The organism is Ruegeria sp. F12 (assembly GCF_056533885.1).
Map to the genome: position 1 here is coordinate 1 of NZ_JBQFOV010000023.1, position 23,448 is coordinate 23,448.

15 protein-coding genes and 1 tRNA gene are annotated in these 23,448 nt (G+C 52.0%); 7 read left to right on the forward strand and 9 right to left on the reverse strand.

Annotated elements, in window-relative coordinates; translation table 11 throughout:
* Positions 1–14 precede the first annotated feature (14 nt).
* Positions 15–91 (forward strand) — tRNA-Met (locus tag ACR0CA_RS19945).
* Here ACR0CA_RS19945 and ACR0CA_RS19950 read toward each other — a convergent pair.
* From ACR0CA_RS19950 to ACR0CA_RS19970, 5 genes are all read right to left on the reverse strand, one after another.
* Complete coding sequence (locus ACR0CA_RS19950; RefSeq protein WP_480900932.1) at positions 48–1,700, reverse strand: recombinase family protein; 1,653 nt, start codon at positions 1,698–1,700, stop codon at positions 48–50. The genes ACR0CA_RS19945 and ACR0CA_RS19950 overlap by 44 nt on opposite strands.
* Entirely contained in the window at positions 1,697–2,740 is a 1,044-nt protein-coding gene (locus ACR0CA_RS19955) for a tyrosine-type recombinase/integrase (RefSeq protein WP_480900916.1), read from the reverse strand. The genes ACR0CA_RS19950 and ACR0CA_RS19955 overlap by 4 nt, the downstream gene beginning before the upstream one ends.
* The gene (locus ACR0CA_RS19960; protein ID WP_480900918.1) at positions 2,740–4,437 is read right to left on the reverse strand and encodes a hypothetical protein; all 1,698 of its coding nucleotides are present in this window, start codon (positions 4,435–4,437) and stop codon (positions 2,740–2,742) included. Before ACR0CA_RS19960 ends, ACR0CA_RS19955 begins: the two co-directional genes overlap by 1 nt.
* 166 nt (positions 4,438–4,603) lie before the next feature.
* Positions 4,604–4,810, reverse strand: a complete 207-nt coding sequence (locus ACR0CA_RS19965) for a helix-turn-helix domain-containing protein (protein WP_170355518.1) — start codon at positions 4,808–4,810, stop codon at positions 4,604–4,606.
* A gap of 213 nt (positions 4,811–5,023) precedes the next feature.
* Positions 5,024–5,824 (reverse strand): hypothetical protein, encoded by an 801-nt coding sequence (locus ACR0CA_RS19970; RefSeq protein WP_480900920.1) that lies wholly within the window; start codon positions 5,822–5,824, stop codon positions 5,024–5,026.
* A gap of 971 nt (positions 5,825–6,795) precedes the next feature.
* Here ACR0CA_RS19970 and ACR0CA_RS19975 point away from each other — a divergent pair.
* Positions 6,796–7,794 carry an Lnb N-terminal periplasmic domain-containing protein gene (locus ACR0CA_RS19975; RefSeq protein WP_170355516.1) on the forward strand — a complete coding sequence of 333 codons (999 nt, stop codon included), beginning with the start codon at positions 6,796–6,798 and terminating at the stop codon, positions 7,792–7,794.
* A 179-nt stretch (positions 7,795–7,973) separates the two neighbouring features.
* Positions 7,974–9,143 (forward strand): alpha/beta hydrolase, encoded by a 1,170-nt coding sequence (locus tag ACR0CA_RS19980; RefSeq protein WP_480537342.1) that lies wholly within the window; start codon positions 7,974–7,976, stop codon positions 9,141–9,143.
* Positions 9,144–9,225: 82 nt separating this feature from the next.
* Here ACR0CA_RS19980 and ACR0CA_RS19985 read toward each other — a convergent pair whose 3' ends face one another.
* Positions 9,226–10,185, reverse strand: a complete 960-nt coding sequence (locus tag ACR0CA_RS19985) for an AraC family transcriptional regulator (RefSeq protein ID WP_480900922.1) — start codon at positions 10,183–10,185, stop codon at positions 9,226–9,228.
* 190 nt (positions 10,186–10,375) lie between these two features.
* Between ACR0CA_RS19985 and ACR0CA_RS19990 the strand changes: the two genes are divergently transcribed.
* From ACR0CA_RS19990 to ACR0CA_RS20005, 4 genes are all read left to right on the forward strand, one after another.
* The gene (locus ACR0CA_RS19990; RefSeq protein WP_480900924.1) at positions 10,376–11,194 is read left to right on the forward strand and encodes a hypothetical protein; all 819 of its coding nucleotides are present in this window, start codon (positions 10,376–10,378) and stop codon (positions 11,192–11,194) included.
* A gap of 326 nt (positions 11,195–11,520) precedes the next feature.
* Positions 11,521–12,642, forward strand: a complete 1,122-nt coding sequence (locus ACR0CA_RS19995; RefSeq protein ID WP_170355512.1) for an efflux RND transporter periplasmic adaptor subunit — start codon at positions 11,521–11,523, stop codon at positions 12,640–12,642.
* Between the two features lie 15 nt (positions 12,643–12,657).
* The gene (locus ACR0CA_RS20000) at positions 12,658–15,780 is read left to right on the forward strand and encodes an efflux RND transporter permease subunit (protein ID WP_480900926.1); all 3,123 of its coding nucleotides are present in this window, start codon (positions 12,658–12,660) and stop codon (positions 15,778–15,780) included.
* A 75-nt stretch (positions 15,781–15,855) separates the two neighbouring features.
* On the forward strand, positions 15,856–17,544 hold the full coding sequence (locus ACR0CA_RS20005; RefSeq protein WP_170791765.1) for an aspartate:alanine exchanger family transporter: 1,689 nt from the start codon (positions 15,856–15,858) through the stop codon (positions 17,542–17,544).
* A 12-nt stretch (positions 17,545–17,556) separates the two neighbouring features.
* Here ACR0CA_RS20005 and ACR0CA_RS20010 read toward each other — a convergent pair whose 3' ends face one another.
* The 3 genes from ACR0CA_RS20010 to ACR0CA_RS20020 all read right to left on the reverse strand — a co-directional run bounded on the left by ACR0CA_RS20010 (position 17,557) and on the right by ACR0CA_RS20020 (position 22,666).
* A complete protein-coding gene (locus tag ACR0CA_RS20010; RefSeq protein ID WP_170787517.1) occupies positions 17,557–18,189 on the reverse strand; it encodes a potassium channel family protein in 633 nt (210 codons plus the stop codon).
* A gap of 214 nt (positions 18,190–18,403) precedes the next feature.
* Positions 18,404–20,302, reverse strand: a complete 1,899-nt coding sequence (locus ACR0CA_RS20015; RefSeq protein WP_480900928.1) for a DUF3604 domain-containing protein — start codon at positions 20,300–20,302, stop codon at positions 18,404–18,406.
* Positions 20,303–20,386: 84 nt separating this feature from the next.
* On the reverse strand, positions 20,387–22,666 hold the full coding sequence (locus ACR0CA_RS20020; protein ID WP_480900930.1) for an arylsulfatase: 2,280 nt from the start codon (positions 22,664–22,666) through the stop codon (positions 20,387–20,389).
* Positions 22,667–23,448: the final 782 nt, after the last annotated feature.

Consider the following 23,448-nt stretch of genomic DNA (forward strand, 5'->3'; position numbering starts at 1 on the left):
AAATCTGACTCTGACGCGGGATGGAGCAGCCCGGTAGCTCGTCAGGCTCATAACCTGAAGGTCGCAGGTTCAAATCCTGCTCCCGCAACCACTTGGGTCGAACAGAGTCTCGAACAAGCCGCCTCAGGGCGGCTTTGTTCATTTTGGGCCAACCCAATCATTGCTGCCAGGGCACCCTCTAGTTCGATCTGAACGCTCTCGTTGGTGTGCTCGACCGTGACACGTTCGATCAAGCCCCGGATGATCTCCAAAGCCCCGGTGCGTATCGACGGGTCAGATAGTGCCTGTGCCAGATCGGCGACCTTGGAGCGATAGAGTTCGGACAGGTTCGGCTGCAGTCGCACCGGCGAAGGTTCAGGTGCGGAGAGCTTCGCCTCAAGATCGGCAATCTGCGCTTCGAGCTCTTCGAGCCGCGTTTGAAGGCCGGGGGTGCGAATGCCCTCTGCGATTGCATCATAGAACCCATTCAGCTTGCGCGCCGCTTTGTCCCGCTCGGATTGCAGACGGGTCCGGGCTACCTCTGCTGTGCCTGCTTCTGCGTTGGCGGCTTCGCTGAAGGACTTTATAAAAGCGGCCACTGCGTCGGGCTGCATCAGACGTTGGCGAAGCAAATCCAAAACGGCGTCTTCCAGAACATGGCGGCGAATGGATTGCCTGTGCGTGCAGGTATCGAGTTTGCGCGCAGCAGAGCAGGCGAGATAGTCGCGCCCGACAGTGGTGAGTGGTCCTCCGCAGGTGCCGCAGAATGCAAGACCTGTCAGAAGGTGCTTCTTGCGACGCTTCTCCCAAAACCGGGTTTCCTTGATGGCTTTGACGCGGGGATCAGCTTCGATCTCGCCTTGCCGCTGCTTGACCGCCTCCCAAAGTTCTTCCCCGACGATCCGCAGCTCAGGGACCTCCGCGATGATCCATTTGGACGGATCGTTGAGACGAGAAACACGTCTGCCGGTCTCAGGGTCCTTGATGTAGCGCAGCCGGTTCCAGACCAGGCGGCCGATGTAGAGCTCATTGTTGAGAAGGCCTGTTCCACGAGTGCGGTGCCCCCGGATGGCCGTGTCACGCCATAATTTTCCTCGAGGGCCTGGGACACCCTCGGTGTTCAGGCGGCGCGCAATGGCTTTCGGGGAGTGCCCTTCGGTGAAGTCATGTAACACCCGCCGGACGATCTCAGCTTCTGCTGCGTTGATCACTCGTTCCCCCGTGACGGGTTGGCCGTCGGGCCCGAGACGCCGGACGACATCATAACCGTAGCTGTTACCACCGCCGGAACGGCCAAGCTCGACACGCCCGCGCAAACCACGCCGGGTTTTGTCGGCCCGGTCTTTGAGGAACAGTTGGTTCATGGTGCCTTTGAGACCTACGTGTAATTCGCTGATCTCGCCCTCAGCCAGCGTCACGATGCAAACCCCTGCAAAGCTTAGCCGTTTGAAGATCGCGGCGATATCCGCCTGGTCTCGGCTCAGCCGGTCCAGCGCTTCCACCAAAATCAGATCAACTTGTCCTTCCTGTGTAGCATGAAACAGCGCTTGCAGACCGGGGCGCAACATGGAGGCGCCGGAGACCGCACGATCAGAATAGGCGTCAACAACAGTCCAACCTTCCCGCTCAGCACGTTCCCGGCACAGTCGCATTTGGTCGTCGATGGATGCGTCTCTCTGCATTTGGCTGGAGAAACGGGCATAGATTGCAACGCGGGTCATCGCCGGGCCTTTCTCTTCTGGTTGATCAAAGCCGCGTAGTCGCGGCCCGCTTCAATTGTCTGTGCGTGGATGTAGTGGCGCTCGGCGGTTCCGAAGCTCGTATGCGCAAGAATTGGTCGAATTAGCTTGGCATGTTCTGGAGAAGAGCGGGCCAGGGTTGTCGCGGCAGCATCCCGAAAGAAATGCGGTGGAATACGGCGACCCGTCAGCTTCAGTGTCTGCTCCGCGATCCGAGGGCTCAGCGCGTCTTTCTTCAAAGGAGCACCAGACCGGCCAACCCACAGGACATTGTGATGCTGTTGGCCACGCTCCATAATAAAGGAACGGGCTTCGTTGATGTAACGGCGCAAGAGCGGTTCAACGCTCGGTGGAACATCAGCTTCCCAGGGATGCCCCGATTTGGTGAGATCCCCGGGGAGCGCGACGGTCATCGTGTCTGCTGCGACATACAGGGATATGCCAATCCGAAGGCCCGCGAAGGCGCGTCGCCGCATCGGCATCAGGGCCAACATCGCTATCATGGTGCCATCCCGCAGGCACATCATACTGCTTAGCGGTGTTGACGCAGCTTCTGCATGACCCGTCGCCAGAGACAGCCCTGCACGGAATAGAACTTCGCTGGACAACACACGCCCAAGTTTACGGTCCCGATCACCTCGACCCGCGGCGCGCTTCAATCCCGCTTTTAACTTCCGCTGAGCGGACCAGTCCTGCGTCGGGTCAGCCACGGAGAGGATACGCAACACGCCATCAATGAACATCAACCGAGTCATCGGCCGAGTGTGTGAGAGGTCCCGAAGCCAAGCGGAAAGGCGCGGCAGGGTCCCGCGTCGAGCCGGAGGCAGTGTGATCGCCTCCGCGTCGCTGGTAATCAGCCATTGCAACCATCGGGCATAGCGCAACTCTAACGTCTTCAACGAGGTTGCGCGTAGATGAGCGAGGGCACCGCAATCGTCGAGTGGTCCACCTTCCGCCTGAAGGCTGAGCCACATATCCCGGTCTTGCGCGGGCCATTCGTCGAGCGGCAGAACAAGGCTCATCAGCGACGCCCTTTCTTGGCGTCTATCAGGTCAGCAAAGGCGCGGGTTGCCGAACGTGCCTCAAGACCGGAGTACATGTTGATGGTGTGGCTGACCTCCGAATGTCCGAGCAACCGACGCGCAACCTCGTAGCCGCCGGGATTGGCGTCGAGCCAGTTCATCACCGCGAAATGCCGAAACAGGTGGGCGTTCATCTCCAACCCCGTTTCTTTCCGGATCCGTTTGGAGATGCGCCCAGACAGAACGCCGGGATCAACAGAATGTTGACCATCCCTGCGGGGAAACAGCCAAGGCGTTCCAGCGGGGCAGAGTTCCGGGCAACGAGATTTGAGATGGCTGTCGATCATGCGCAATACATCACGCGGAATCTCGAACTCGACAGGTCGTTCATTTTTGGTCTCACCGTCTTCCAGAACCAGGTAGGCTCGGCCATCACCAGGGCGGTGCAGGTGGCGTTCAATGTGGATGCCAGCCAGATTCTTCACACGGACGGGGCAGACCAGCAGGATGGCGATTGCGAGCGCATCTTCGCGCGCCAGAGCCCATCCGTACGGCTTGGAGGTGCCGCGTGGTCGCGCGAAAATCCGTTCGGGCAGGAGTAGCAGGCGCTGCTGATGCCGGTCCTCTTGCAACATTCGAAGTCTGCTTCGGTTCTTTTGGGTCATGCCATTCTGGGGTTTGACCGCCAGACGCGCTGCAAGCCCAGCCAGTAATTCCCGGGTGTCTTCGGGTGCATTTAGTAACCGGGCCAGATTGCGGAGTAACGCGGCAATCTCGCTGATCATCTTTGTGGTCTGGTTGTTGGTGCGCGATAACATCTGGCGCAAACCCCGTTCAGCCATCGCCGGATTAATCAGGACGTCCAATCCGCCAATCTCCGCGATCGGGATACCAGAGTGAATGAGTTCGGAGGCGAACCGAACCAACTGCCTTTGGTATTGGGACAGGGTCGCGGGTCGTAGTGCTCTGTTCTGTCCGTCATCTGCCAGCGGGTCTGGATTGGACAGACGATGCATCAGCTTTGCAAGATCGGTTTGGAAAGGCGCCGGAAAATCAGTCACCGGAAAAGTGATGACCTTCCGACGCGATTCCAGAGGCAAAGTGACGTTGGGCCATTGTGAAATACGTCGAGCCGCCAGGTTCCAGCCGTTGACAGCGGCACGATGTGCAACATCAGGAGATTTGCTGATCTCGTTGTGCTCAAGGGCTACGCGATAGGCTTGAGCATGCTCTTCACACACAGTGGCAGGTTTGACGCCCTGCCGGTTTAGAAAGTGTACGAAGCGGCAGAGCGCGGGTTGCAATGTCTTGTCCCCGGACGCAAGTACAGCTGTCCAGAGCGAGTGCCAATCGGGAGACAGATCATCGATCCGGTTGAAGCGGTGTTCCACCAGCCCGAAATGCGCGAGGGCGGCACGCGCATCACTCACCGCGTTTTGCCAACTCTTCGGTGTAAGACCGAGTGCTGCCGGTGTGACTTTGGACAGACGGGGCTGCAACCAGCGACTGTCGCAGGGCACATCCTCTGGCGGCAGCCCAAGGGCTTTGGCCACGCGGCGCAGACCGGAGATCATGTCGCGACGGCGTTCGTCCGACAGAGAGCTGTCGGAGTGCAGTTGGTCGATGAGCTCGGCGAACATCGGTGTGTCGGCTTTGACGAAGGCCAATGTCAATGGAACGGGGCTCTGGCTAGTCATCGGGTTTGCGGTCCTTTGGACATGTCAGGTCTCGGGCGGACGGGTGTGGACAGGGGGTCCGATTCGGGAAAAGCGTAGCACAGAAAGTTAGAAACTTACGGGCAGGCCCTCTTCCCGAAAATGCCATAACTCATTGACATTAATGTACATTAATGGTCTCGATTACCTACCAGCACTGTGCCTGCCGGTAGGCGGCATGAGCTGCCGGATCAATGCGGATGAGGCGTCCGCCAGGGCCGACCCGAATAACCTCAAGCAGGCCAGCCGCAATCGCACGGCGCACCGTCTTCTCCGAGCAATTGTCCAGTTCAGCAACGTCTTTCACCGTCAGAAGCTTGCGGGGTGGGCTCTTCTTCGCATTGATCTGTGGCATACTGATGCGCCTCCTTTTGGTCAGAGGCGTCCCGGTCCAGTTCCCGTACTGCCTGGGCAGCCAGCAATCGGACCAACTGGTCAATCGCTGTCTCAACCTGCTTGCGCGCGTAGTCGTCAGAAGGGCGTGTGGCAGGAACGCGTGTCATGCCATGACCATGACAACGCGGGCTTGCTGATTCTAAGTGTATTGATTGCCCAATTCCGGCGGCGCCTAACGCTCTTGCTCTTCGCGCTCAAGCTTGTCGCGAAAACCGTCAATGTCCACGCGGATCGTCTCACCGCTCAGGATTTGCCCCGGCTCGGTGATCATCTTCACGACAGCCTGGATAAAGTTGACGAGCGGACCTTGCCGTTGTCCTCCGGGGCGACCGTCTGAGTATGTCGTATAGGTTAGGGGGCGACCGGCATCTTTCCAGATGTAACAGCAGCTCTCGACGATGTACTGACGGCGTTTGTCGCGCGAGAACCGCTTGTCCCGGGGCGACATCTCTGCAACTGCGCCGGGGGTCACAAGGATGTGCCGAATGTCATCTATGACATCTTGAGTAAGTGTCGTTGCGGTCTCAAGCTTGTCGAGGACTTGAGGAAGAAGGTCTGCATCTTCTGGCGTCGATACGAAATAAGTCGACAGCGAGCCCAATGCGTTCCGGAGTTCTTGTGTAGTAATTGTGCCCTGCTTGGCTTCCCGCAGGAGTGTCTTGAGGTGCTTTTGACCTCGTACAATCGCTTGCGAGCGACGGACCTCAGTCAGGTTGATTGCGATGTCGTCGTCGTTATTGAGGCAGTTCCCAAGAAGCACAGAGAGTTCGCGTACGAGCTTAGTTGGCAGGCCAAACCGTTCAGCCAAGCTCCCGATCATGTCATCAGATAGAGCACCGCGTTCGCCATAACTGCCGAGCTTCCATGACATCGAGCACTTGATCCCATCCATGTGCGGATAGACGGAATAGTCAACTTCAGTATGTGCAACGTCTCGATTGTCCTTCAGACCGCTGTCCGCGTTAGCGCTCATGTTATTCTCCGTTTGGCACACTCTAGGGTCTGATCGCGCGTCCAAAAGCTTACGTGCAACAAGGCGGTACTGATTGCTCAGAAAGCGCTGATTGAGACACGGCGACCCCTTCCAAGGTTGCACATCAACAAAAGAACAGGAAGAGAACAATTTGGCTAGGTTCTGTGTCGAGCGGCCTTCGATATTGGAGGGCTGTCGCGCGTCACACCAGCTACGACTTGTACAACTTGCGGCCGCGCGAAACACAAGAATCCCCAAAAAATAGAGATCAATACACTTAGTCAGCAAGAGCGTAAAATCCGACTTTCCGGGTTGGGATGGGTCTCCCCGTCTCCGTTGCGCCCGGTTTATTCTTGCTGCTTTCCCTGGTGAACGATCAAAAAAAGCGGTGACCACGGTACGTTCACGACCGGCCTCCAATTGTGAACTATGGTTCGGGGACTACCCCATCCCGCACCGACGCGGCTCCTTCTGGCCCGGTGCAGAAACGCGACTACGGAACCCACCGGTCGACGGTCGTCTTCAGACGCTCGTCGAACCGGGGATCGCCGAGACCGTGCGCGGTCAGAGCGGGGCAGGTGAGAAGCCTGCGGGGAAGCGGCTGGCCTCCGATAAAAGGCATCGCGCAGATACGAACCTGAAAGCGAAGGGCCTTCTCCCGCAAGACCGGGGGGAAGGAGCGGGGGCCGGATATTGTCTTATGACAAATGCGGGCCAATTTGCGCTAAGCGGCGAAATATGAAACTAAAAAACAACTAAACGGATGTTTGATAACGTCCAGCGAGAAATCACTTTAATGCGGTCGGCTCTTACAGGCGCGGTGCTGACGACAGTCTGCCCTTCGAACGAACTGACCCAGAGGTATGAGGCACAGGTCCTTTTTCTGATGCTCACCTTGGTTTTTGGTCTCGCTAGTCGACTCTAGCCGTTTTTACGGTTGTTTAAGGCTCAATTGAATGGTGGGATACGCTATGCGCACAGTGCTGAATGCTCTTTGCTTTCCTTTATTGTTTCTAGTTGTCGCTTACTCAACAGTATGGGGCACTTTGGCCCTATGGTTCAAATTTTCAGTCCCAGAATTGATCCGGTTAATTGCGATTGTTTCCTTTATCGTCGTTGGCCTCGGAACGCTAGTTTCAATTTTTCGAAGAAGTAGATGGCGATGGTTGTCTGGATTCGCAGTATATCTCGCAGCAATACTAATATGGTGGAACTCACTAACCCCACCTTCGGACGGAAATTGGTCGCCTGATGTTGTACGGACAGTCACAGGTGAAATAAGCGGCAACACACTAACTCTGAATGACGTTCGTGCATTTGAATGGCAGTCGGCTGATACTTTCGAAGAGAAGTGGATTACTAGAGAATACGATCTGTCTCAAATTGAAAGTGTGGACCTCTTCATGTCGTATTGGGGTGGGCCAGAAATGGCGCACCTTATGCTAAGCTTCGGCTTTTCTGATGGCAGGTATTTGACGTGGTCGATCGAAGTACGCCGACAGGTCGGAGAGTCTTTCTCTCCCGTGGCCGACTTTTTCAAAGCGCATCCTATTGTAATGATAGCGGCGGAGGAGCGTGATGTCGTCGGGCTTCGCTCTAATGTTCGAAAAGAGAAAGTACATCTGTTCAGGCTGCGTGGTGAATTAGAAGAGCGTATCAAACTGATCAGCGCCTATGTAGAAGCTGCAAATGAAATCGCCGAGCGACCCCGCTGGTTCAACTCAGTTTTCACCAATTGCTCCCGATCAGCAATTTTAATCGCACGACATGTTGGCATTAGCGTTCCTGTCGACTATCGCGTTGTAATTAATGGCTATTTTCCTGACTACCTGTACGAGCAAGGACTGACCAATACTGAGATTGATATTCAGCAGTTGTATAGTCTTGGAGATATCACAGCTAACGCACTAGCAAACGGACTAGACGAGGGTTACTCGGCAGCAATCCGCAAAGATGTTCCGGTTCCTTAGCCCTTTGTCTTGGATAAGTCATTTTATCTTTGAGACAGTTACTGAATGGTGCTGCTAGAGCAGAATTGATTTTTCGGCCTTTCGGGTGGAAGCCTTGAGATACAGGGAAAATTGCGGCCCGCCTATTTGTCCGATATTTATATTCCACTTATGTGTAATGTGCTCTGGCTACGATGCCTTTGACGGCGATATTCGTGGAAAAAGGGTTTGTGAAGTTGAGCGTCAAAAAGACCATAGATCAGTCGCGGCGGCACTTCGTATTTTCAGGGAGCGTTTTTGTCGCGACCGGGTGCAGTTCCAAAAGGAACTTAGTCGGCCTCAAACCAACAAGAGCTTTATCCAAAGCAGAAATCGATGAAAGAGGTCATAGGATCTTTATTGCTACTGTTCGCGAACCTTCAACGGTGGCGACTGAGTTTTTTTCAGGTCGTCGCGCCAATCGTCTTAACTTTGCGGCTGTAGATGTTGTAATCCCGCCAAACCACAAGACGGGCAATATCGAAAGGCCGAGAGGCAGCTCGCCAGATCCCGATAAGCATTTCGTTATCACGAACCCGCAAATATTTGACAACGATAGCAAGTTTGTAGGTACGGTAGAGAACAGTGTTTTGGCTTTGCCAAAGGGAGAACGTGCCTCTCTGCTATGGATACATGGTTACAACACAAATCTGACTGATGCAGTTTTGCGGTTTGCTCAGTTTCTGGAAGACACGGGGTATAGCGGAGTGCCCATCTTATACTCTTGGGCCTCTCAGGCTCGTTTGGGTGCCTACGTCTACGACATCAACAGTGCACTCATTGCACGGGATCAGCTTGAGGAGGTTCCTGGGCTACTCAAAGACAGTCCTGTAGAAACAATAGATATCGTAGCCCACTCGATGGGTAACCTTGTTGCCATGGAAGCCGCTCGCGGCATCGCAAATCGCGGGCTTTTCAATGTCAGCGGTAAACTCAGAAGTGTTATTCTTGCGTCGCCCGACATAGACATAGACTTATTCATTGCTCAGTTATCAGCGATCCCCAAGGACAAACGGAGGTTCTATGTGCTGACATCCGAAAATGACCAAGCTCTTGCGGTTTCAAGCTTGATTGCAAGAAACCCGAGAGTGGGACAGCTAGATGCTACACTGATTTCCGAGCTTGGTTTGAACGTGATTGACCTGTCCCAGGTGCAAGACACGACCACTGTACACCATTCAAAGTTTGCTGACGCTCCCGAGGTTGTGCGCCTGATTGGGGACAGAATACTGGCAGGCGATAAAGGCGCTAAGGTTTCAGGTCGCGCTGAAGCCGTGGTTATTACCGCCAGTGGTACCATCGCTGTCGTTGACGAGGCGATATCCAACTGAATTTGGGTACATGACGCGCTTTCGGCCGGCTAGAGCCACCGATCTCTATTCTTGGGCTGCGAGCTTTGCGCCACGAAACATGTTAGTGTCGGCCAAGTGTTTCTTCCGGTAGACATCCGAACACCCGTTTGTATTGTTGAGCAAAATGACCTTGATGAAAAAAACCGTTTTCAATCGCAACACCTTTGATTTGAACTTCCCCAACACTGGAAGCACTAAGTGTTTTGTGGACTTTGTTAAGGCGTATGCGTCGCAACCAGGTTGCGGGGGATATACCGATGCAATCTCGGAACGCGTAGTGTAAAGTCCGAAGGCTTACTCCGATTTCACTGCATAACTCGACCAGACCCACGGAGCAGACATCGTCCGAATATGCGATATCGCAAGCGCGACTAACGATTGCCGCGGAGCGGCACGATTGTGGGGAAGCAAATTTCGAAGCCTGCGAGCTAATCAACTCCCACAAGAATAACTTTGTAAATTGGTCAAGCAGGTGTTCGATCTCAAATTCATTTGCTTGCTTCGAACGGTGCAACAAATCTTGAGCCGCGAGTCCCAGCCTTTTACTCGCCTGCTGAGTTAGACTACTGACTGGAGGTATGTCTTCAAAGTCGAGCTCATCCCCGGTGAGATTGAGCGCCAGAGACCGCGCTTCCGAAAAGGGAACGGCCAGATTTACCCCATCCCAGTTTGTACTGCCAATAAGCTCGGCTTCTCGATTGGGAGGCTGAACAACAATCGAACCTGTTTCGATTTTTTCTCCAAAAAAAACTGCGGGTTCAGCTTGTTCCAAAACCAGCGCTGCCGAAAAACAATCGGGCATACCTGTGCCGCGGTACACTATTTTTCGATTCCATTTCTCCCGAGCAATCTGTTTTTGACCAACTTGAAGTAAGTCAAGACTGCTCTCCAAAGGACCAGCAGTCATTTGGTAGTACTCTTGATCCCAACCGACGGATGCGTCCTGCAACTGCCCGACGTCAGACGTGGTTGTGAATGTCCGTTCAACCGACAAGTTTTTGTATAGTTCTTTGTCCCCCATCTATTCCGAATAACACATTCAGAAAATATGACATAACAATATTTCTTTGACACGTAACAGTCAGTTATTAGGGCAAATTCTTTGGTCTGTGACACATATTTTGCACTTTTGGGATGTCGAAATTCCCCCTAACGATCGCCTTTCAATGCAAGCATGTTTTCCTAAACACGGGGCTTGGTAGGCGGACCGAATGCAAATTGGCGAGGGAAGATTGCGGCGTGTGCTCTGTGTCTTAGCAATATTGGCGGCTAAGGTTACTCTTTTCAGTAGCCAAGTTTATGCACAAGACAGCGCAGACGCTGCGGCGCAGGCCAATAACCCTCTGGCAAATTTCACGGCTTTCAACTTGCAGAACTATTATGTCGATGAGTTGACTGGCCCTAGCGAAAACGATGCAAATTCGTTCATTCTTCGCTACGCCCAACCGGTCCAGCTAGGGGAAACAAACTGGCTGATCCGCGCGTCTTTGCCGTTCAACAGCTTTCCTGTCGGCGATGGTGGGTCAACGGTAGATGGAGTGGGGGATTTTGACATCTTCGCCGCCTATCAGATCGACTTACAAAAACCGGGAGTAAGCTTTGCAATTGGCCCTTCTATTGTGGCTCCAACCGCCTCCGATGACCGTTTGGGCAGCGACCAATGGCAGTTGGGTTTGGCTAATATCTACTTCAACGCAAAATCGGCAATTTGGCAGTATGGGTACTTGCTAATTTGGCGAAGCGGCGTGGGTAGCACGAACGACCGGGAACGCGTAAACACCGCCGCATTGCAACCTATTCTGTTCCGCCAACTTGGCGACGGCTGGTACACAGGCGGGGCTCCAATTTGGACAGCAAATCTGGAAAACGGTGATTATTCTGTACCGTTAGGCCTCCGGGTCGGAAAGGTCTGGGTAAACGGAAAAACTGTATTCAACGTGTTCGTTGAACCTCAATGGTCAGTTGCCGATAGCGGGCCAGGACAACCAAAACGACAAGTGTTTTTTGCACTAAATATGCAGTTCCAATGATCGAAACGAGCGTCTGACAAAAGGACTTACTACAACGCAAAAAAGAGGGCCCAAGTGAAAAGCCTTAGAATCCGCCTCCCTGTTCCGTCGGGTGTTCAGGAAAGTTCTTCTGCGCCGACCAAAAAATGAGACTGCTGACACTAGTTACGTAGCTGCCTGTTAGATGACCGATTCGGTAGGGCGTTCACTAAAAGCACTTTTTATTCTAAGGTTTGAATTAGTGTTTTGTGTAGAAAAGTTAAGCGCCTACGATGAAGTCTGAGTAACGAACGGAAAGCCAAACAGCGCGGTCATCCAACCTGTCCAATTCAGTGAGAGTAAAACAAATGGAAAAAACTTGCTTTAAACAACACGCCAAGTTTTGGATGACGATTTGTTTTGTAGGTGCACTTGCAGGGTGCTTTGAAGAGGATAGTGCCGAAGCGACAGAAAAACCTGCTCGACCGGTTTTGTCGATGATCGTGGGTGACACAGAAAGGTTTCGGACTGACAGCTATCCTGGTCGAGCCGAAGCTGTACGGGAAGTGAACCTGTCTTTCGAAGTATCGGGGCGAATGATTACCAGACCGGTCGATGTGGGATCGACTGTCAGATCAGGGGAAATTCTCGGTTCTTTGGACCCGGAGCCTTATGTAGCTCGGATTCGCACAATTGAAGGGGAACAAGCTTCTCTTCAAGCGGCATTGTCCAACGCAACCACAGAATTGGAGCGCAGAGAAAAACTGCTCGAAAATGATTTTGTTTCTCAGGCCAACGTCGACGACCAAATTATGGTTGTCGATGCAGCCAAGGCAAAAATTGAAGCGACTGAAGGTTTGCTGGACGCTGCTCGTCTCAACCTAAACTATACGGAACTGAAAGCACCTTTCGATGGGATTGTGTCGGAGGTTTTTGCGGACAACTTTCAGAACGTTGTCGCGAAACAACCGGTAATGCGCATCCTGGATACTTCCCAGATCGAAATGGAAATCGGCGTTCCAGAAGCTCTTATAGGGCTGGCTCCTTTCGTGGAAGAAATCAGCGTTACTTTTTCAAGCCTACCGAATTTAGAAGTTCCTGCAGAAATTTCCAGGATAGGTTCTGAGGCGTCGCTCAGCACTCGTACGTATCCAGTTACAATTGTAATGGATCAACCTGACGAAGCCAAAATCCAACCCGGGATGGCCGGTAAAGCGACTGCTCGTGTACGACTGCCCGAGAACTGGGCGAAGACCGGTGTTGAGATTCCCAGCGCAGCTGTGTTTTCGCCTGACGGGGAAAACGCGGGAAACACTTTCGTTTGGCTTATTGATGAAGCGTCAAACACAGTTTCTCCAAAATCTGTTGAAGTAATTTCTATCGGGGGGAGGGGATTAGTTGTTCAAGGGCTTGATGCGGGGGATCGTATCGTCACTGCAGGTGTCAATGTCATAACCGAGGGCCAAAAGGTCCGGGTCGAAGCGCCTTAAATTCTGGAGGCAGCCATGTCACTTCCGCAGATATCCATTGAGAACCGAGTTGTAACGTATTTTACGCTGTTCCTTATCTTGGTCATCGGAACTTTTAGCTATTTCCGTCTTGGCCAACTCGAAGATCCCGATTTTACAGTCAAAACCGCGATCGTGATTACTCAATATCCTGGTGCAAGCCCTGAAGAAGTTGAGCTAGAGGTTACTGACCTCATAGAATCTGCGATTCAAGAACTCCCGGAACTTCGTTTTCTTACGTCTTACTCAAAAGCTGGACTTTCAATTGTAAAGGTCGAAATCAAACAGGAGTATTGGGCGGACCGCTTGCCCCAAGTTTGGGACAAGATGCGTAGCAAGGTTCGGGATGTCCATGGTCAGCTTCCGCCAGGAGCCATGACCCCAAACGTTATCGACGACTTCAGTTTTGTGTATGGGTTCGTTCTTGCGATAACGGGCGACGGTTTCTCCTACGCGCAACTGGAAGAATACGTAAAGGCGATCCGCAAAGAGCTGGCGCTTGTTCAAGGAGTTGCACGTGTCGAAACTTGGGGAGTGCAGCCAAAGGTTATTTACCTTGATGCTTCGGAACAAAAGCTTCTGGATCTCGGGGTAACGACGGAAGACTTTGTTGCAACGCTGGCACTGCAGAACCAGGTCGTTAATGCGGGGCAACTAGAGCTTGGCGATATGCGCCTTCGAATTGCGCCGACTGGAGAATTTAAAAGCCCGGAAGATATCGGGAACTTACGAGTCCGTACAAGCTTGCTGGACAAAGCTCTGGATATTCCCGCGGATTTTGCTGATGAGGCAACTCGCCCCAGAGACCGCAGTGCTGAAACAATCGCAATCAAGGACGTTGTAGATGTCAGACAAGGTTACCTGGAACCACCCATCAATGTCATGCGATTCAATGGCCAATCCGCAATTGGGATATCAATAGCCAATGTGACTGGCGGCAATATTGTAGACACGGGACGAAATTTGGATGCGGCTTTGGCCATTGTCGAGGCCAACCTTCCCTTGGGAATTGAAATGCACAAAATCGCTTGGCAGAGCGATCTCGTGACGGAAGCCATAAACGCCTTCATGATAAACTTGGGCGAAGCGGTTCTTATCGTCCTAGTCGTTGTTGCTCTGGCCATGGGTTGGCGTATGGGGCTGGTAATAGGCGGTGCGCTTATCCTGACGATCCTCGGCACCTTCATTGTAATGTCTATACTGCAAATTGATCTTCAAAGGGTTTCTCTAGGTGCGCTGGTTATTGCTCTGGGAATGATGGTCGATAACGCCATTGTAGTTGCAGATGGTATGGCTGTCCGTTTGAAGAAAGGAATGGATCGCAAAGCGGCTGCCATTGAAGCCGCTGCCCAACCGAGTTGGGCTCTTCTGGGCGCGACAGTTATCGCAATGATGGCTTTCTACCCAATCTTCGCAGCAACCGCAGATGCAGGCGAGTATGCCGGTTCACTATTTGTGGTGGTAGGGGTTTCGCTGCTGCTAAGTTGGCTTATTGCCATGACAATCACGCCATTGATGTGTGTTGATCTTATCAAGATCTCGGAAGCTGACCGAGACTCATCACGAGATCCATATGCAGGCGTTGTTTTCACGATGTTCCGCGCGGTCTTGTCTACATGCATCAGAGTGCGCTGGCTTACCGTAATTGTTATGCTGGCAGTGTTCGGATCCGCGCTTTACGGGTTCCAGTTCGTAGATCGACTCTTCTTCACTGATGCGACGCGGCAGCAGTTTATGGTCGATATCTGGGCACCTGAAGGTACGCGCATTCAACAAACTTCGGCTCTGGCAAAAAGGGTGGAAGATCACCTAGAGGGAGATGAGCGTGTTTCCGGAGTTTCCACGTTTGTAGGTTCCGGAGGCCCCAGATTCTATCTTCCCGTTGATCCAGAATTTCCTTACGAAAGCTACGCACAAGTCATTATTAACACGACCGATCTAGACAGTGTTTATAGCCTTGTCGAAGAACTAGAGCCTTGGGTTGTGGATAACCTGCCTGAGGCAATGGTCCGAGTTCGAAAGTTCACAGCAGGTCCCGGTTTTACCTGGCCGTTCGAGGCAAGGTTCTCGGGCCCGGCAAATGCAGACCCGGAAGTGTTGAGGGATCTTGCGCGGCAGGGGGTGGAGATACTTCAAAAGTCGCCCAACGCAAAGGACATCCGGACCGACATGCGCAATCGAGTTCCAAAGATTGTTCCTGAGTTTGATCAGGTTACGGGTGTTTGGACCGCAACTTCTCGCGCTGATATCGCGAATGCGTCTCGCGCGGCATTTGACGGTTTGCCCGTCGGACTCTATCGCCAAAACGAAGATCTCTTGCCAATTATTGTTCGACGTGTCGACGATGAAAGGCAACGAACTGCCGAAGACTTTGAGCTTTTGCAGGTCGTTCCAGCCCTGTCTGTAAAGAACTTGCCGCTCTCTGCGGTAACAGAAGACATCAAAGTTGAGCTGGAAGACCCAATTATTGTGCGCTGGAATCGCAAGCGCGCTGTAACTATTCAGGCCAGCCCTGACGAAGTTACATTTCCAACGTTGTTCGAAAGTGTCCGTGAGGAGTTCGAGGCTATACCCTTGCCTCCCGGTTATCAGTTGGAATGGCGTGGAGAATACTTCGGGACAGTGGACAGTCAAACTTCGCTTCAGCCCGGTGCGGCGCCCGCTATCATAATTATCGTGTTTTTGATTGTGGTGCTCTTCAACGCTATTCGACCAGTTTTTGTGATCTTCTCGGTCGTCCCGCTGGCGATAATCGGTATTACCGTTGGTTTGCTAACATTCCTGCAACCCTTTTCTTTCATGGCGTTGCTTGGGGCCATGAGCCTCATCGGGTTGATGATAAAAAATGCGATTGTGTTGTTAGACGAAATCAATCTGAATAAATCGCAAGGTATGGAACAGTATGACTCGGTAATGAATGCTGCTGTTTCTCGACTAAGCCCGGTTTTGCTTGGCGCAGGTACAACGATTCTTGGGGTTCTTCCATTGATGCAGGATATCTTCTGGGTCGCCATGGCAACGACGATGGCCGTCGGATTGGCCTTTGGGACGGTGTTCACGATGATAATGATTCCGGTCTTCTACTCGATTTACTATCGTGTGAAGGAGCCAGCAACGTAACTAATTGGGGTTATCTTTCCAGCCGGTAAAGCAACCAAAGGCGAGAACAACGATACCCTCTACAGCGGGGCAGAGATGACTATCGATTTCTTTCAGCTTTTCTCAGCCAACTCGGTGTTGGTCGTTTTTACGATCATTGCCATCGGTTACGTGATAGGCAACGTCAAAATTGGTCAATTCGAGATAGGGATTACCGGCGGTGTTTTGCTGTGCGCTTTGGTTTTCGGTCATTTTGGATTTCAAATTGATCCGATCGTCCAATCAATCGGGTTTACTTTGTTCATCTACTCGGTTGGATGGCAAGCGGGTCCTCAAATTATTAACGTGTTGCGCCAAGATGGCCTCAGCTATTTGACCATCGCACTATTTATGTCACTGGGCTCTTTTGCATTAGTGGTTGGACTGGCGCTTGTGGTCGACTTGGAAAACGCGCTTGCCGCTGGTTTGATGGCAGGGGCATTGACGAGTACTCCTACACTTGTAGGGGCGCAGAACGCTGTAGAAGCCGGGTTGGTTCCAATTCCGGCCGGTTCAACTTCTGAGGCGATAATCGAAAGCATCAGTGTAGGATACGCGATTACATATATCTTTGGTACCGTGGGTCTTTTGCTGCTTGTTAAGCTATTACCAAGCCTGCTTAAAATTGATCTGGTTGAAAAGGCGCAAGATTTTGCGAAGGAACGCGGCTTTGTTGCTGAGGATTCAGCAAAGGAGGCCGAGCGCCCAATTTTACGGGCTTACGAGGTTCCATCTGTCGATTACGAAAAGAAAACCGTAGCTCAAGCATCATCCGATTTTTTGTCTCAATATCAAGACTATGGCGCCATCTATAAGTTAAAGCGCGGCAACGACATAATCGACGTGTCGCCAGACACAACTCTTGAGCCTGGTGACAAACTCGCATTTTTTTGCTCGCCGAAACTACATGAGAAAATTCGGGAGGAAATGAAGCTCGGCCGCGAAGTGCTAGACGAAGACTTGGTAGACGCTGTGGTCGACGTTGTTGAAGTGGTTGTCAATTCCAGCTTCGCAGTCGGTCAAACGATCGGGCAGCTTGCAATCCAACAAGAGCATGGGTGCCGACTGACGCGATTGACACGCTCGCAAATAGAAATGCCGCTGTCACCTTCGACAAGGGTCCAACGTGGCGACGTGATGTATTTGACCGGCGAGCGTGCCGCTTTGCAGCAGTTAGTTTCGATATTGGGGGTAGAAGAGCGGGCCGCAGTGGAAACCGACTTGTTGACATTTGCAGCCGGAATAGTCGTAGGGCTGTTTATTGGTCAGATAACAGTAAGAATTGGTGGAATTGACGTAGGAATAGGTAATGCCGGCGGTCTACTTGTTTCAGGGATCGCAGTTGGCTTTCTCAGGGCCAACCGCCCAACGTTTGGTCGTATGCCAGCTGCGGCGCGCTTTATTCTTATGGAGCTAGGGTTGCTGTTTTTTATGGTTGGCGTTGGCCTAAATGCCGGCGGTGGCATAATCGAAGCTCTTGGTGCAGTCGGGCCGAAACTATTTCTTTGTGGTGTTGTCGTGACGTGCATCCCACTATTGGCTGGATATGCATTTGGGCGGATTGTTCTGAACATGAATCCAGCCTTACTTTTAGGGGCTCTCACTGGTGCAATGACAAGCACACCAGCTCTCGGGATTGTTCAACAAGCGGCGAAGAGTTCCGTTCCATCCCTTGGCTATGCAGGAACTTACGCGCTTGCCAATGTACTTTTAACGGCTCTTGGAACACTAATCATGCTGCTTTGATAGTTATTCGAGCTACTTAGTGTGAGTCCCATATAGGCTGACAAGTCTCGCGATTAGTATTGCTTGGAAAAGAACTCCTACAACCGCTTCTAAGATTGACCAGATTTGAACAACCGCGTTGTTGGAGGTTATGTCTCCATAACCGAGGGTTGTGAGTGTCATAAAGCTTAAATATATGTAACTACTCCACTTTTCAGATCCGTTAGGCTCTCCAAAATCTAGAGCATGTGGCAAAACTGTATGTATTATTGAAAAAATCAGTGCCCAGGCAATGCCGATCAAAAGATAGCAGGACACAGCATCGGTAATGACTTTCAGGTTAATATAGTCGGCTGCAATAATGGCTTTCATCAAACTGATGAACGCAAGTACCAACAATAATAGGGACAAAATATACCCTACTATGAACCAAGCGTCTCCGAAATCTAATGCGCCAGTTAAACGAACGAGTAGAGTTGCCAAAGCTGCCGCTATTGCTGCCATTTGTACTGTGGGACGAACTGCCAAAGAAAGAACAGCGCTCGTTAGCACTAGGCAAAAAATCACATCCAGAACTCTTTGCCCAAGGACAAAACTCTCCAGCAGTGGAGACATCACGATCATGAGTAGCAACGAGGCTAACAACAAGTAAGAGTTATGCTGCATAAGCATGCTGTTTCAATTCATGGCCTAGTCATTGAGGCGCGGTTGGTCTTTCATACTATATCGTTGGGAAGATTTTGGTGCCACCGCGTTAGTCTCAGCGAGCCTCTGTGATGCTAAAACAGTTTTGTTCCACTATGTGCCGCTATCCCGTGCGAAAGAAACCACAGGATGAACGTGCGTGAACCGCATTCCTTTTTGAGTTTTAGCAAAACACCTATTTTGGCGTATACCAAATGGGGGAAGTGTAAGCGCGGTCCTGCAATTGCATCCGAGTGCCTTCCGGCATTTGGACATTGAAGAACTTCGCGTCGTAAGCTGTCCACCGAGGCGTCGGAATTTCTATCACACGAACATAGTAAAATGCTCGCTTTTCTGGATCAAATTCCGGGTCAATCCAGTAACCGGTTAATAACGGCTCACCTATCGTGTTGGTGTAAGAGGAATCCGCTACATTGACAGTGTTGCCGACATCTCCATCACAGGCGTGATCGACGACAGCCCGATCACCGCAGGCTACGTCAAAGATTTTCTCTGAAGTCGTGCCGTCGTCGTTCAACCAGCCTTTCACGATCTGAATGCGATCAAGATTGGCACCGTCGGGATCACGCAGAGCACGGATCATCAGTGTCGGAGAGCCGCCATCTGGCGCGTCGGTCAGGTCGCCACCCATCGGCACCCCTCGGGCATAGCCGGTACGGGCAAAGTCAGGACGCGACACCTCTTCAGCGTTGAAATCCCAGCCCGCGAAAACTCGAACAGAAAGGCGCGTTCCGGAAGTTGCATAAGTTTCCTTCCGAGCCATAGCGTCCCAGATTGACTCGCGGGTATTTTCCCTTGCCCAAACAGCTGCAAGACCCGAAGCACCGACGTCGGCTTCCATGATAGACAGTGCGGGGTCGTCGGCTGCAACAAGCGGGTGGAAAGCACGGTCAGGAGCGGGCTCTACGAATGAAGCTTTTGAAAAATTGTTCTCTTCGCGCGAAGTGGGCAGGGCAGTATGATTGTCTGTTGAACCGATCATTCCGAATTTGAAGGGGTTAACGCCAAGGTTTGCCTCTGCCAAGAGGCCGGTCTTCAAGGCCTCGCGAGCGTATTCAGCAGGGAGCATTTCAGGCGTCTTTGCGCCCTGACCGTTTAGATTGCCAGCGTCGATCGTCTCAAAGTCGGCAAACGCATCGTCTGGGGACAAAAGCGGGTGGGCCTCACCATCACCTTTTTGTTGGGTAACTTCCGCCAAAGGCTCCCAACGAATGCGCTTGGCCGCGTAGTTCGCGTCGATTGGTTCCCCTGACAGATTTGACCCGTCAATGGTCTCTAATGCGAACATAAGCCCATTCGACAAATTACCGTTGTGCGGGATCGCAAGGACCTGACCACCGGTTTTCTCTTCATAAGCCGCCATGTAGTCCCATAAATCTTCGGGATCGGTGGAGTCGTATTGCGAAAATGGAAACACTTGGGAAGTGCGATCTTTGCCATCACGGAAGATCACAACGCGATGCATGTTGTTGCCGCCGGGGTGAGACGTCCATTCGAAGCCATGAAATGTGGTGAATGTTCCAGGCTGGTAGTATTCGTCAGCGTTGGTTGTTGCACTATCCCATGCCGTTGCGAGCAGTTTTGGCTCGTTGATCAAGTCGGTATCATTAGCGCGCAGCCACTCTAGAAACGCTTCATATCCGTTCCCAGATTTAACCATATCATGCCAGCGTTTACCGGTCTCGTTGGCCAGAATTAGCGGGTCCGAGCGACGAATAAAATCTGCCAGGCCGAGGTTCTCGGCATGATCGGCCATCACTACAAAGTCGAGAGGGCGGATCAGTTTTACCCTCCAACCGAGCGCGCTTGTCACCTCTTCGCCACGTGATACGCGATACCCGGCATCCTGATCCAACACCCCGCCTGCCATACCTGAGTCTGCAGACCACGAGGAATGCAAGTGCGTATCACCGAAAAGAACACGGTTAGGAAAATGGTCGTCGACATAAGGTGAGTATTCAGCCTTTGGCTCATCGACTAAATCAGCGGGTGGCAAGAGGTCTTGCGCAGAGGCTGAGGTCGTCGCGGCGACCAGCGTTGTGATTGAAATTGCGGTGGCAAAACTGAGCTTCATTTAGGGCCTCCATTTCCACGTTTTCGAGCGAAGGTTTTGTTAGGACCTTAGGGACGCTGGTCGCTCGCAAGTTATGGTTTCCTCTTATGGGTCCAATTCAACTTCGACTTTCTTCAAAACTCCTGGGAAGTCGAATGGCACATGATAGTCTTCGCTCACTGGTTCTCCTGCGTCGGAGCCAATATCGAAGGTCTCGTCGAGAGATATCCGGTAGCCCATTGTCCGTTCGACCCGGCCCTCACCCACAAGTGTATCGTCTACAAAGAGTTTTCCTGTCCCGCCAAGGCCGACACCTCCACCGTCGTATTCGAACTCGTAGCGAATAATATGCTCGCCCGGCGTAAGGACATCTCCCACTATGTTGTACCGCTCAAGGTTGGCGACATTGTAGGTGTAGATTGGCTTTCCTCCCAACACATAGAGCGCCCATCCTCCAAATCGTCCACCTTGTGTGACGAGCATTCCGTCAGTCTCACCCTCGCCAATATCAACATGCGCAGTGATCGTATGTGACTTGTTCTTGAAGTCGGGTGCAGTGCCTTCCGGGATACGTCGCATGTTGTCGAAATATGTGAACTTCGAACGACCTTGCGTCAGGCTTGGACGGAGCGCTACGTCCAGCCTGTCGACCTTGTCGTTGTCGATTGGAAGGACATTGTATTTGGCGGCTTCACCATAGAATAAGATCTGCAACTCGGCCAATTTCTCGGGGTTTTCGTTAGCTAAGTTGTTGGCCTGCGAGAAGTCCTCTTGGACATTATAAAGTTCCCACACCCAATCATTGATCACGTCGCTTTTCTGGGTGACGCTAATCCAGGGAGCTTCCGGCGGGGTAGTGGTGGCTACCCACCCGTCGCTGTAAATCGCGCGGTTGCCCATCATCTCAAAATACTGAGTGCGACGAGTTGATGGGGCGTCGGCATTATCGAAAGCGTAAACCATGCTGGTGCCTTCAATTTCAGATTGCGCGACGCCGTTTATTGATGTCGGCGCTGGGATCCCTACCGCTTCAAGGATTGTCGGCATGATGTCGATTACATGGTGGAACTGCCTTCGCACTTCGCCTCTGGCTTCTATCCCCGCTGGCCAGCGAATGATCATTCCGTTACGTGTGCCTCCGAAATGGCTGGCAACTTGTTTGGTCCATTGGAATGGCGTGTTCATGGCGTGCGCCCAAGCTGAAGGGAAGTGACCAAAGGTATTTGGCCCTCCCAGCTCATCCATTCTCGCGTATGTATCTTCGAAAGGTACAGCGATGTTGTTGAAGAAAGTCATTTCATTCAACAGGCCATCCGGACTGCCTTCGGCGCTCGCTCCGTTGTCGCCCATCAAGTAGATAATGAGGGTGTTATCCAGTTCACCGGTCTCTTCAACAGCGTCGATGATCCGGTTAATTTGATGGTCCATATGGGCAAGAGCGCCAGCGTAGACCTCCATCATTCGTGCGTAGAGTTCTTTTTGTTGGTCGTTCAGTGAATCCCAAGCACGCAGTTGCTCAGGTCTCGGAGTTAGCATGGTATCTTTAGGGATTATTCCCAGTTCTTTCTGCCTGGCGAACGACTCTTCACGGACCTTGTCCCAACCTTGATCGAATTGTCCTTTGAATTTTTCGATCCATTCCTTTGGAGCGTGGTGTGGTGCGTGCGAAGTGCCGGGCGCATAGTAAACGAAAAACGGTTTGTCCGGCGCAAGTGCATGTTGTTCGCGAATATAGTTGATAGCCCGATCCGCCATGTCTACGTCTAGGTGATAGTCTTCAGTGTTGGGCGGTTCGATCGGTTTGGTTCCATCGAAAATAGCAGGGGTGAACTGGCTCGTATCGCCACCAATGAAACCGAAGAATTGTTCAAAGCCCAAGCCGGTCGGCCACAGATCAAAAGGTCCGACTTGGCTCGACTGCCAATCAGGAACATTGTGGTTCTTACCGTACCATGCGGTATTGTAGCCGTTTCCCTTGAGAATTTCTGCAATAGTTCCGTTTTCCTTAGGCATGAGGGAGTTGTAGCCTGGGAAGCCGGTGCCGATTTCCATTATTACACCGGTCGCGTTCGAATGGTGATTGCGCCCCGATATCAACGCAGCCCGGGTTGGCGAGCATAGTGCGGTTGTATGCATCTGGATGAAACGTAGTCCGTCTTCGGCTAGTCGATCATATGCTTCTGTTGGGACAGGTCCGCCAAATGCTGTGGGTGCCCCGAACCCAACGTCATCGGGCATAATTAGAAGAATGTTGGGCGCACCTTCCGGGGCGACGACTTGCCTCGGAAAGTCCAGACTGGAATCGCCAGTTCTTAGGCCGATATGACCGTTGAATTTAGTTAAAGGGATCGGCAAAACCGAGCGGTCCCAGTCATTCTGCGACATAGATGGCGTTGCACACAAAGACAGCAGGCTCGCCAAAATTACACTTTGTGCTGCACCCAAGTTCGGCAACCTCATGTGTTATCCCTTCTGATTTAATTGCTCAAACGGTCTTCTCAGGTGACCGTTCATATCGAATGAATGTTGGTAGCCGGCGATCTACCTTTGTTTCAGGTGCCAAGAACTCTACGGTTGGGTGTTGGTCTCTTTGCACGCTGTACCGGTGTTTATTTGGCAGCTTTGACCGTCATCACTGTCACAGTTGAACTAATTTTCACTGCTAGAGTTGCTCGAAACTTTAGCAGTGTTAGCAAATGGAACTTGAGCGCTTTGATTAACAGGCTGCTCAGGGTTTAGTTTGCTTCGGGTAGCGACGCCAAACTACTTTAAGGTTAGGCAATCCGATGCTTAACGCCGCACGACACCTTGCTCCTCTCGTACCGTCGCATCTTTGGTTAGGTCAAAACATGTGCACAATTGGGTGAATTATTTGTCGTGCCTGTTGATTTTGCACGTTATTTTAACATCCCAAAAGTGCAAACCTACGCTTTGGTGGAGGTTTGGGCGACCCTTTATTGGTCGACTCGTCCGTCTTCTTTTAGTGAACCAAACTCTTCAACTTATCCTCATGAAGTTAAGAACTGCGCAAAGTTGTATCGTTAGAAAGTCAACTTCGCGGACGTTCGGCAAAGGCCAAATCCTGCTCCCGCAACCAGCGTCAGAAATCCCCTACACAGCCCGGCCAGACTAAAATTGATCCCCCGGATCAAGTGCTTAACGTCGCC